This is a genomic window from Paenibacillus xylanexedens, assembly GCF_007676705.1.
Classification (GTDB): domain Bacteria; phylum Bacillota; class Bacilli; order Paenibacillales; family Paenibacillaceae; genus Paenibacillus; species Paenibacillus xylanexedens_C.
In genome coordinates this window covers 1-220 of record NZ_VEBF01000925.1, presented here as the reverse complement: position 1 = coordinate 220, position 220 = coordinate 1, and the positions used below count along the sequence as shown (strand labels likewise).

The window sequence follows — 220 nt, the reverse complement described above, 5'->3', positions numbered from 1 at the left end:
GCACCGGGAAGGATATAGGGCAAGGGATATGGTTTGCGGTTAGAAAGGTATGCGCGGTTAGAAGGTATTGGAATGAATGGGTTGGGAGGGTTTGGGTGTGGGTGGTGAGGAGGATGGAGTGGATAGAGGTGAAGATGGAGGAGATATTAGATTGGGTAATATTGAGAATTTCGGTGGTGAGATGAAATGGCTGGGTTTGTGTTATGTGTGGGATCGTGAG

General features: G+C 48.2%; 1 protein-coding gene. It reads left to right on the top strand.

What is annotated here, in order from left to right:
• A partial coding sequence (locus tag FS628_RS32470; RefSeq protein ID WP_222125371.1) for a hypothetical protein occupies positions 1 to 185 on the top strand: 185 nt, incomplete at its 5' end.
• Between the last annotated feature and the right edge of the window lie 35 nt (positions 186 to 220).